This window comes from Streptomyces sp. T028, from assembly GCF_048159505.1.
GTDB lineage: Bacteria > Actinomycetota > Actinomycetes > Streptomycetales > Streptomycetaceae > Streptomyces.
Window position 1 is genome coordinate 1 of sequence record NZ_JBLRVZ010000011.1, and the last position, 10,596, is coordinate 10,596.

Annotated in this window: 8 protein-coding genes; 2 read left to right on the forward strand and 6 right to left on the reverse strand. The window is 71.1% G+C overall.

All coding sequences use genetic code 11. The features are described from left to right. The 5 genes from ACLZN2_RS11340 to ACLZN2_RS11360 form a co-directional block, all read right to left on the reverse strand. On the reverse strand, positions 1 to 2,623 hold a 2,623-nt coding region (locus tag ACLZN2_RS11340), incomplete at its 3' end, for a nitrate- and nitrite sensing domain-containing protein (protein ID WP_416978261.1). 36 nt (positions 2,624 to 2,659) lie between these two features. Further along, positions 2,660 to 3,676: a substrate-binding domain-containing protein gene (locus ACLZN2_RS11345; RefSeq protein WP_416978262.1), complete on the reverse strand. Its 1,017-nt coding sequence runs from the start codon at positions 3,674 to 3,676 to the stop codon at positions 2,660 to 2,662. Between the two features lie 305 nt (positions 3,677 to 3,981). Next, a complete protein-coding gene (locus tag ACLZN2_RS11350; RefSeq protein WP_416978263.1) occupies positions 3,982 to 4,782 on the reverse strand; it encodes an SAM-dependent methyltransferase in 801 nt (266 codons plus the stop codon). Between the two features lie 165 nt (positions 4,783 to 4,947). Beyond that, a complete protein-coding gene (locus ACLZN2_RS11355; RefSeq protein WP_416978264.1) occupies positions 4,948 to 5,412 on the reverse strand; it encodes a DUF6114 domain-containing protein in 465 nt (154 codons plus the stop codon). After that, positions 5,400 to 6,068 carry a DUF6230 family protein gene (locus tag ACLZN2_RS11360; protein ID WP_416978441.1) on the reverse strand — a complete coding sequence of 223 codons (669 nt, stop codon included), beginning with the start codon at positions 6,066 to 6,068 and terminating at the stop codon, positions 5,400 to 5,402. Before ACLZN2_RS11360 ends, ACLZN2_RS11355 begins: the two co-directional genes overlap by 13 nt. A gap of 684 nt (positions 6,069 to 6,752) precedes the next feature. Here ACLZN2_RS11360 and ACLZN2_RS11365 point away from each other — a divergent pair. Next, complete coding sequence (locus ACLZN2_RS11365) at positions 6,753 to 7,388, forward strand: Tat pathway signal sequence domain protein (RefSeq protein ID WP_416978265.1); 636 nt, start codon at positions 6,753 to 6,755, stop codon at positions 7,386 to 7,388. Positions 7,389 to 7,406: 18 nt separating this feature from the next. On the opposite strand, the gene ACLZN2_RS11370 is transcribed toward ACLZN2_RS11365, so the two are convergent. Beyond that, complete coding sequence (locus tag ACLZN2_RS11370) at positions 7,407 to 8,363, reverse strand: lytic polysaccharide monooxygenase auxiliary activity family 9 protein (protein ID WP_416978266.1); 957 nt, start codon at positions 8,361 to 8,363, stop codon at positions 7,407 to 7,409. A 375-nt stretch (positions 8,364 to 8,738) separates the two neighbouring features. On the opposite strand from ACLZN2_RS11370, the gene ACLZN2_RS11375 reads away from it, so the two are divergent. Then, positions 8,739 to 10,547, forward strand: a complete 1,809-nt coding sequence (locus ACLZN2_RS11375; protein WP_416978267.1) for a S8 family peptidase — start codon at positions 8,739 to 8,741, stop codon at positions 10,545 to 10,547. Positions 10,548 to 10,596: the final 49 nt, after the last annotated feature.

Below are 10,596 nucleotides of genomic sequence, written 5' to 3' on the forward strand. Positions count from 1 at the left end.
GGGATGGTGTGGCATCTGCTGGGGATGGTGTGGCGTCCGCCGGGGGCGGTGTGGCGTCCGCCATGGGCGGTGAGGTGTCTGCGGGGGATGGTGAGGCGTCCGCCGGGGACGGTGCGGTGCGTGCCGCCTCCCTCGCGCTGCCGGGCGGAGCGGACGCGTCGCGTATCGCGGCGGCCTTGTCGCGTCTCGGGAGAGCGGTGGCCCGCTCGCCGTCGGGCCTGCCGTGCTCGGGGTCCGGCCCGGAGGAGGCCTCTGCCGCACCGGACGGCGCCCGCTCGGCGCAGACCTGCTCCGAGGCCGTACCGGACCGCTCCGACGCCGCGGCGGACGGGTGCCGTATCGCACCGGACGGTTGCGGAGCCGCGCCCGTCGGTTGCGAGGCCGCGTCGGACGGTTGCGAGACCGCGTCGGACGGTTCCGAGGCCGTGCCGGATGGTTCCGAGGCCGTGCCGGATGGTTCCGAGGCTGTGCCGGACGGTTCCAGGGCCGCATCGGTCGGTTGCGAGGCCGTGCCGGATGGTTGCGCGGCCGCGACGGTCGGTTGCAAGGCTGTGTCGGACGGGGCGGGGGCCGCGTCGGTCGGGGCGGGGGCCGTGTCGGACAGGCCCCGGAGTGCTTCCGACAGCCTGCGTATCGTGTCGATCGGTTCCGCCCCCGGCTCGGGAGCGACCGGGGCCTGCGGGATGTCCGTCTCGTGGACCACGACGTCGCGCGGGACGAGGACGATCGCCGTGGTGCCGCCGTACGGCGAGGGGCGCAGGGTCACCGCGATGCCGTGCCGGGTGGCCAGCCGGGCGATGACGAACATGCCGAGCCGCAGGTCGTCGGCGAGCGCCACCACGTCGAACTGCGGCTCCACCGCCAACTGCGCGTTGAAGGACTCGTAGTCCTCCTCGGACAGGCCGAGACCGCGGTCCTCGACCTCGATCGCCAGCCCCTTGGCCACCATCGCGGCCCGCACCCCGACCGGGCTCGGCGCCGGCGAGTACGAGGTCGCGTTGTCGATGAGCTCGGCCAGCAGATGGATCACGTCGGCCACCGCGGGCGGGGCGATGTAGAGCTCCTCCTCGGTGTGCACCTCCACCCGCTGGTACTGGGCAACCTCGCCGACCGCGCTGCGCAGGATGTCGATCAGCGCGACCGGCTCCGACCAGCTGCGACCGGGCCGGCCGCCGCTGATGATGACGAGGTTCTCCTCGTACCGGCGCAACTGGCTGGCGGTGGAGTCGAGTTCGTACAGCCCCTTGAGGACCTCCGGGTCCTGGTGGGTGCGCTCCAGCGCGTCGAGTTTGCTGAGCTGGAGGTTGACCAGGTTCTGGCTCTGCCGGGCGATGCCGAGGATGACCTTCTGGAAACCCCGCCGGGTGTCGGCGAGTTCGACCGCGGTGTGCACGGCGGTGCGCTGCGCGGTGTTGAACGCCTGGGCCACCTGGCCGAGTTCGTCACCGCCGTAGTCCAGCGGCGGGGCCGCCGAGTCCACGTCGACGGTCTCACCCCGGTCCAGCCGTGCCACCACGTCCGGGAGCCGTTCCTGCGCCAGGGAGAGCGTCGCCATCCGCAGGCCGCGCAGCCGCCGGGACAGCGAACGGGTGATCCGCCAGGACATGCCGACGCACAGCAGCAGCGCGACGAGACCGCCGGCGCTCAGCGCACCGGCCTTGATGAGCAGTCCGCGCGCGTTGTCCGCGCTGTGCTGGAGCAGCGCCGCGGTCTGCCGCTGGATGAGCGCCGAGTACTGGTCGGAGACCTCGATGAGCGCGGCCCTCCACTGCTTCTGCACGTCCGGCAGGACGACCAGGCCCTTCTCGTCCAGGTCGGCCCCGGCGGCGAGCACCTTGTCCTCGACGGACTGCAGGATCTGCCACTGGTAGCTGGTCAGGATCTTCTCGGTCTCGGTCTTCGCGGTGCCGGTGAGGGAGGGGACGATCTGGTCCTCCACCAGCCAGCGGCGGGTGTTGACCAGTTGGGTGAACTGCGCCCACGTCTTCTGGTCCATCCGCCCCTCGGGCCCGGCCAGCGTCAGCCGGAGGTCCTCCTCGGAGACCAGTTCCGCCGCGTGCTCCAGGGCGACGAGCGGGCCGGACTGCGAGGTGAGGTCGCCGTCGTCGACCTGGGACAGCTCCTGGAAGGCGTGGATCTGGAGGTCGATGATCGAGGTGTACTGGTCCAGGGCCTGGGCGGCGGTGATGCCGGTGGGGTGGTCCACCTGGCCCCGGTAGTACTCCAGGCTGCTCACCGAGGCGACGACCGAGTACAGCTGGTCCTCGACCCGCTCGGGCGCCTGCTGGATGTCGTCGGTCCGGGAGACCAGCTTGGCGACCGCCGTGTCCGTCCTCCTGCGCTGCGTGTCCAGCGCGGTCCGGGCGGTGTCGCCGCCCGAGGCCAGCCACACGGCCGACAGACTGCGCTCCTGCTGCAGCGCGAGCGTCGCCTCGGTGCCCATGGCACCGGTGGAGCGGCTCAGTTCGGTCTGGGCGCGCAGCCGCAGCCCCTCCGAGAACATCTGGATCGTCGTCACACCCCACATGGCCGCGAGGGTGACACCGGGTACCAGCGCGAGCAGGATCAGGGAGAGACGTATGGAGCCGAGACGCCGGCGCCGGGCACCTGTCCGTGGAGACATGGTCGTCCTAGGGTGATCAGCGGGGAGGGGGTCGGGTCAGCGCGTTCCGTTGGCGGCGAACCGCGCCACGTCGGAGACATTGGACTTCGTGACGAAGGCCGGCCCCGTCAGCACCGGGGACACACCGCCTCCGCTGATGTTGCCGTTCGTCCGGTACAGCCAGAGCGCGTCCACGGCCAGATAGCCCTGGAGATACGGCTGTTGGTCCACCGCGAACTGCACAGTGCCGTCGCGGACCGCCCCGACCATGTCCTTGTTGAGGTCGAAGGTGGCGACCTTCGCCTTGCTGCCCGCCCGCTTCGCCGCCTTCACCGCGGCGAGCGCGAACTGCGCACCGTTGGCGATCACTTCGTCGATGCCGGCATCCTGCCGGAGGCGTGCCGTCACGGCGGCGGACATCGCGTCCATGTCGGTCCCGTCGACGTAGAGCATCTCGGTCTCGCCGGTGAACGTCTTCTTCACACCCGCACAGCGCGCCTCCAGGGCGATGTTGCCCCGCTCGTGGATGACGCACAGGGCGTGCTTCGCGCCGAGGCCGGTGAGCCTGGCGCCGACCGCGCGGCCCGCGACGCTCTCGTCCTGCCCGAAGTACTCCAGCAGTCCCGTCGACCGCCAGTCGTCTATACCGGAGTTGAGACCGACCACCGGTATCCCGGCCGTCTTCGCCGCGGCCACCGCGGTTCTCATCGCCTGCGGCTTGGCCAGCGTCACCGCGATGCCGTCCACCTCGTCGCCGATCGCGTCCTGTACCAGCCCGGCCTGTCCGGCGGCGTCCGCGTCACTCGCGTAGGTCAGTTCGACGCCGTCCTTGGCGGCCGCCGCCTCCGCGCCCTTGCGCACCAGCTCCCAGAAGGCGTCGCCCTCGGCGCCATGGGTGACCAGCGCGACCGTCATCCGGCCGCCGGAGCCGCTCGCCCCGTCCGCGCCGGACGAGCCGTCGCCGGAGCAGCCGGCGAGGAGCAGACAGCAGGCGACCGCGAGGACGGTCAGACGCGCGGACCGGTCGGCACCGGCGGGTCTTGGAGGTGGGGAGGAGGGGAGGGGACTGTTCATGGGGGGCTGCACCTCGCTGTGCGGCAGAGCATGAGGACGGGGCGAGCGCCGCCGGAGCGACGGGGTGGGCGCCGGGGAGACGCTATCGCTGGCTCGGAGCCAACCGTGTGTGACCGCTGGTAGTCAAGTAAACAACCACTTGGTGTGAGGTGCTGCTGCCGCATCGTGATGCGGGACGGGACCGGAGGGGGCGAAAGGGAGCATAGCCGCAGGTGGATTGAATGATCGTCAAAATTGCGGAGTGCTCCGCGTCACCGCCCCGCCCGGGGCCCGTGACCGAGAGACGCGGGTGTGGACGGGGGTGGTCAGGGCTTGCGCGCCACAGCCCCGTACATCGCGATGTCCGCGTCGCGCAGCACCTCGGTGCCCGTCCCGTCGGGACGCCAGCGGTGCACCTGGACGATGCCGGGGTCGACGAGGTCGAGACCGGTGAAGAACGCGGCGGCCTCCTCGCGGGTGCGCAGCCGCATCGGCATGCCCCGGGCCGCGTACTCCCGGGCCACCCGGCCCACCTCGTCGGGCGCGAAGTCCGCGGTGCCGACGGACATCGCTAGGTAGCTGCCGGGCGGCAGCGGGTCGAGCAGCCGGCGCACGATGCCCACGGCGTCGTGCTCGTCGAGCAGGAAGTGGACGATCGCGATCACGGTCAGGGCGACCGGCCGCCCCAGGTCCAGCGTCTTGCGGAACTCCGGCGAGTCCAGGATCCCCGCCGGGTCGCGCATGTCGGCCTCCAGATAGGCCGTGCGCCCCTCGTCCGTGCTGCCCAGCAGGTTCCGGGAGAGGGTGAGGACGAGCGGGTCGTTGTCGACGTACACCACCCGGGCGTCGGGGGCCTCGGCCTGGACGATCTCGTGGATGTTGGGGGAGGTGGGGATGCCGCTGCCGACGTCGAGGAACTGGCGGATGCCCGCCTCCCGGGCCAGATGGCCGACCGCGCGGTTCATGAAGTCGCGGTTCGCCCGCATGTGGACGGGGAGTGCCGGCCACTCCCGGACCATCGCGTCGCCGGCCTCGCGGTCCGCCGGGAAGTGGTCCTCGCCGCCGATGATGTAGTCGTAGATCCGGGCGGAGTGCGCCGTCCCGGTGTCGATCTCTTCGTGGCTCATACGTCCCAACCTCCCACTCTCGTACGCCGGTTGAACAGGCGTACGAGGCCGGAACCGCACGGCCCCCGGGCCCGTCGCCCGTGGCGCGACGAGAGGCGGCGGGGCCGGGAGCGTCCTGCTGTGCGCAGGTCGTCCCGGCCCCGCCGGTGTGGTGCGACGGTTGCCTCAGGCGGGCTCGCCCGCCCCCGGCAGCGTGGTCGACCGGAGCGCCTCGGCGGCCGCCCGGGCCGCCTTGCGCCGCTTGCGGCGGCTCACCCGCGGCTCCTGGTCGGGCAGCCAGCCGAACGTCATGCAACTGCCCACGACGCCCAGCAGCAGGCCGACGAAGAACCCGCCCAGGTTGGACGTGACCCAGGTGGCCAGGGAGAGCAGCACGGCGATCACGGAGTAGAACAGCCGCTGACTCGGGTTGAAGACGATCAGCAGACCACAGACGAGCATCAGGGTCGGCAGGAGGTAACCCGCGAGGCCCTGCATGCCGATGTGCAGGATGACCGGCAGTGGTGCCTTCATGGTCACCAGGATCTCGGCGCCGCCCAGCGTGAGCAGCACCCCGCCGAGGAAGGGCCGCCGCCCTCGCCATGCGCGGAAGGCGGTGCGCCACTGGCTGGAGCGGCTCACTTCGGGCAACCCCCGGTCCCGAACCGCATGTGGAGGTCGGGCAGCTTGAACACGCCGGCGGTGGCCGCGTAGTTGTGCTGGTAGAGGTCGTTGATGACGACCGTGTCGGCCTGCTGGCCGTAGACGCCCTCGGGGCCCTTCACGCCGCCCTTGGTGAAGGTGCTGGAGTCGCCGCCGATCTCGATCCCGTGGAACTCGGCGTCACCCTTGATGACGTCGGAGTCGATGGCCAGGTTCTCCACGTGCACCGGCGTGCCGTCGCCGCCCGCGGTGAGCAGCAGCTGGATGCCGCCGAGGTCGACGCTCTGGCACATGTTGGTGATGTTGCCGTTCTTCACGACCGAGGTGACGACCAGGACCTGGCCGCCGGTGTCGCCCTGGTTGGGGCTGTTCTCGATCATGCTGTCCAGCGCGCCGAACTGCTCGAATCCGGTGCCGTCGAGCTTGTCGGCGGTGACCACGAACGGCATGCCGGAGATGGCGAACTGCACTCCGAGGGCGCCCTCGGCGGTGAGGATCGCGAGGCCGGCGGCGACCGCGGCGGCCGGCACCGCCATCACCGCGGCCCGGCGCGGCCGGACCCGGCCGCGTCTGCCGGAGGAACCGTTTTCCGGGTTCCCGGGGGTGTTGTCGTCGGACGACGTGACGTCCGGGGACGAGGCCATGTCTGCTCCCATGCGCTTGAAGTGGTGCGGGTCGGGCTTCAGTGGCGCGTTGTCCTGGCGCGGACAGCGGCTGCCGCGCACGCCTCCTCGCAACTCCCGGAAGCCGTAAGGGCTTTCACGTTACGCAGCAGTAGCCAACGAGGAAGTTACCGATGGTTACACCAAGGGGTCAAGGGAGATGTGGAAAAAGAGTGTTCATCATGTGCCGTCTGTGGATCAAGTCCGTCACAGGTTCCGTGCATATATCTGTCGGACCATCAACTTCCTTTCAACGTATTGACGTTGACTGAATCTCAGGTCTACAACTCTCCCTGGCTCAGCCCGGATCCGCGGCTCGGCCCGGATCCGTGGCGCCGGATCCGCAGCGCGGCGTCCGCCGCGTTCCCGGACCTTCCGTTCCACGTGGGCGGATCAACCCGAGTCCGATCCCTCATCCGGCACCGGTACGGCCGCTTCCCCCCGCGGGCCGTCTCCGGTCGCCCTGGCTGCCCGGCCCGGCCGGAGTCACCCTCCAGTGCCTCCGGCCGGTCACCGGCCGGCTGCCGTTGCCGGTCCGTCACGTACGGAGAAGGCGTCACGGTCCGGCAACGGCGGACGCCGCCTCGCGTCCCCCCACGTTGCGAACGGCAGCGAGCCAATCAACACCCCCGAAATTCCCCCCAGTTCAGAGAAGAGGCACCCGCCATGCGTATCCGCTCCCTCCTCGCCGTCGCCGGTACCGCCGTCGCGCTCACCCTCCCGGCCGTCACCCCGGCCTCCGCGGCCGGCGCGGTCCTGACCACCGCCAACGGCGATGTCGCGGTCGGCGACGTCCTCACCGCGTCCCTGGCCGGCGGTACCGCCGCGACGCTGTACAACAGCTCGACCGGCACCAGCGGCATCTCCTGCGCCACGTCGACGTTCACCGCCACGGTCACCGACAACCCGACGGCCCCCGGCACCGCCACCGAGTCGCTCACCGCGCAGACGTTCAGCGACTGCACCTCGAACGTCCTCGGTGTCACCGGCGTCACCAGCATCACCGTCAACAACCTGGCGTACACCACCACCGTCACCTCGGACGGTGTCGTCACGGTGACCCCGCCGAGCGGCTCCGCCGTCCAGACCACGGTCGTCCTGCGCACCCTGCTGGGCACCGTCTCCTGCGTCTACCAGGCGTCCGGCCTGAGCGGCACTGCGAGCAACGACGACAACAGCATCAACTTCGCCAACCAGGCGTTCACCCGGTCGTCCGGCTCGACGCTGTGCCCCTCCGCCGGCTACTTCACCGCCAAGTACGCCCCGGTGACCGACGGGACCGACGCGGTCACCGTCAACTGACCCTCGTACCCGAGGACTTCAGCGCCTGCGCAGACGCAGCGCGAGGGCGGCGCCACCGGTGATCACCAGCACCGCGGTGGCGCCGCCCGCCAGCAGCGGCGCGGACGGACCCGAACCGGCCCCGGTGGTGGACGCCACCGGCGTGCTCTCGGGTGCGTCCGCGCCCGTCTGTGCGGGCGAAGCGGTGGCCGGGGCCGACGGACTCACGGCCGCCGTGGACGCGGTGGACGACGGCTTCGGCGCGGCCGACGAGGGCGCCACCGAAGCCTTCTCCCCCTTCTCGTTCTCCTTCTGCTGCTCCTTGTCCGTGCCCGAGGTGCCCGAGGATCCGGCGGCCGCCGAGAACACCACGTCGGAGCACGAGTAGTACGTGTCGGACGTACTGCTGTTCTGCCAGATGGTGTACAGCACCTGACGCCCCGTCCGGTCGGCGGGCAGCTTCGCGCTGAACCGGTACGCCCCGCCGGTCAACGCCGGGTCCTTGACCTCGGCGAACGGGCGCTCGGGCAGGTCGTCCCAGGTGAGCGGTTTCGTGGGGTCGTACCCCTGCTTCGTGAGATAGAGCCGGAACGTCCCGGTGTGCGGGATCGTCGAGGCGTACGTCATGTTCAGCGTCCCGCCCGGGGTCAGCCGGGTCGTCGGCCAGTCGGCGCGCGCGAGGTCGAGCCCCTTGTAGGCGGGCAGTCCGCCGCTGCACAGCTTGCCGTCCGGGATCGTCTGCCGGTCGCGGCCGTTCACGTTCGCCACGCGCAGGTTGTCCCAGGCGGCGAACGACGTCCCGTTGGCGGCGATCGCCGCCCGGCAGGCCGCGGTGGAGGTCCGCGTGCCCTCCGGCGAGCAGCCGTAGACCCGGCTGGACGGCTCCGTGGGCGCGCCATGGGCCAGAGCGGGGCCCGCGGCCCACAGGTTCAGCAGCAGCGGACTCACGGCCGCCGCCGTCAGGGCGGCGATGCGGTGTGCGGGCATCCGGGGCATCGGGGACGTCTCCTCGGCCGGTGTGGCAGCGGTCTGTTCAGTCCAGTACGGGAACCGCGACCGGCGCGTTCAGTCCCTGCCCGTAGGGGGCGCCGGTGAGCGAATTCGGCGTATTCGCCGTCCAGTTGTGCTCACGGGTGGCCGATTCGCGTTCGTCAAGGGTGGGTTTCCGGCCGGATCAAGGGTTTCCCCTGTATCCGGATGACCGTCCCTCTGCCTATCGTTCCTGCACAGCTGAACCACAGGCAACCCCTGACGGAACCAGCTTTCCGCGCCCGGCCGGCCATCGCGTTCCACCCCCCGCCGCTTCGACGACGAAGCGATCGACCGTTGCTCCGCGCTGCCTGCCCGGAGCCGGCCACGAAAGGCACGCTCTTGCGCACCTCACCCGCTCTCCGGCGGAAGCTGATATCCGCCGCCGCCCTCTCCGCGGCCCTCCTCACCGCCGCCTCCACCGCCTCCGCGGTCGCCGCCCAGGACTCCGGCTCCGCGGCCTCCGCCGTGCCCGCCGCACAGACCGAGGCCGCTCCCGGTACCGCCGCCGAACGCCTCATCGTCGGCTACAAGTCCGGTGCCAGTGAGGCCACTTCGAACGCGGCCGCCGAGGCCGACGCCGCCGCCAAGGGCGACCAGGCCGGCGAGGACGTCGACTTCCAGCGCCGCCTCGGCACCGGCGCGGCCCTGGTCGACCTGGGCGAGGACGTCACCAGGGCGGACGTCGCCGACGTCGTCGCCCGCTACCAGGCCGACCCGCAGGTCGCCTATGTCGTCCCGGACCGCCTCAACACCCCCAAGGCCGACCCGAACGACACCGAGTACGCCAAGCAGTGGGACCTCTACGAGGCCACCGCCGGCATGAACGTCCCCGGTGCCTGGGCCACTTCGACCGGCAGCGGGGTCACCGTCGCCGTCATCGACACCGGTTACGTCGCCCACAGCGACCTCGCCGCGAACATCGTCGGCGGCTACGACTTCATCGCCGACACCGCCGTCTCGGTGGACGGCAACGGCCGGGACAGCAACCCGGCCGACCCGGGCGACTGGTACAACGCGAACGAGTGCGGCTCGGGCATCCCCGCCTCCAGCTCCTCCTGGCACGGCACCCACGTGGCCGGCACCATCGCCGCCGTCACGAACAACAACAAGGGTGTCGCGGGCATCGCCCACGGCGCGAAGATCTCCCCGGTCCGTGTCCTCGGCAAGTGCGGCGGCTACGACTCCGACATCATCGACGCCATCACCTGGGCGTCCGGCGGCAGCGTCTCCGGCGTGCCCGCCAACACCAACGTCGCCAAGGTCATCAACATGAGCCTGGGCGGCGACGGGGCCTGCACCTCGGCCACCCAGAGCGCCATCACCGCCGCCGTGAACCGGGGCACGACCGTCGTCGTGGCGGCCGGCAACGAGAGCGACAACGTCGCGAACCACTCGCCGGGCAACTGCAACAACGTGATCTCGGTGGCCGCGACCAACCGCTCCGGCGCCAAGGCCTCGTACTCCAACTACGGTTCCCTGGTGGACATCTCGGCGCCCGGCGGCCAGACCAGCACCGGCACCGCCAACGGCATCCTGTCCACGCTGAACTCCGGCACCAAGACGCCGTCGACCGAGTCGTACGCCTACTACCAGGGCACCAGCATGGCCACCCCGCACATCGCGGGCCTGGTCGCGCTGCTGAAGTCGGCGAACTCCTCGCTCACCCCCGCCCAGATCGAGAGCGCCATCAAGGCCAACGCCCGTGCGCTGCCCGGCGCCTGCTCCGGCGGCTGCGGCGCGGGCCTGGCCGACGCGGCCAAGACCGTGGCGGCGGTGAGCGGCTCCGGCGGCGGCTCGACCGGCACCACCTTCTCCAGCAGCACCGCGGTCGCCATTCCGGACAACAGCTCGGCGATCACCTCCTCCATCGCCGTCAGCGGGCTGAGCGGCAACGCGCCCTCCACTCTGAAGGTCGCCGTCGACATCACCCACACCTACCGCGGTGACCTGGTCGTCGACCTGGTGGCCCCGGACGGCTCGACGTACCGTCTGAAGTCCTCCAGCTCCTCGGACTCCGCGGACAACATCAACACCACCTACACCGTGGACGCCTCCAGCGAGGCCGCGAACGGCACCTGGAAGCTGAAGGTCCAGGACGTGGCCGCGCAGGACACGGGCACCCTCAACGGCTGGAAGCTGACCTTCTGAGCCGACCGCGGGCAAACCCCGCGTGACCCGAGACGAGCGGGCCGGCCGG

Bases quoted from the DNA above. Each gene is read 5' to 3' on its own strand.
- ACLZN2_RS11370 (WP_416978266.1), bottom strand. From the start codon at position 8,363: ATGCCCCGGATGCCCGCACACCGCATCGCCGCCCTGACGGCGGCGGCC.
- ACLZN2_RS11345 (WP_416978262.1), bottom strand. From the start codon at position 3,676: ATGAACAGTCCCCTCCCCTCCTCCCCACCTCCAAGACCCGCCGGTGCC.
- ACLZN2_RS11360 (WP_416978441.1), bottom strand. From the start codon at position 6,068: ATGGCCTCGTCCCCGGACGTCACGTCGTCCGACGACAACACCCCCGGG.
- ACLZN2_RS11365 (WP_416978265.1), top strand. From the start codon at position 6,753: ATGCGTATCCGCTCCCTCCTCGCCGTCGCCGGTACCGCCGTCGCGCTC.
- ACLZN2_RS11350 (WP_416978263.1), bottom strand. From the start codon at position 4,782: ATGAGCCACGAAGAGATCGACACCGGGACGGCGCACTCCGCCCGGATC.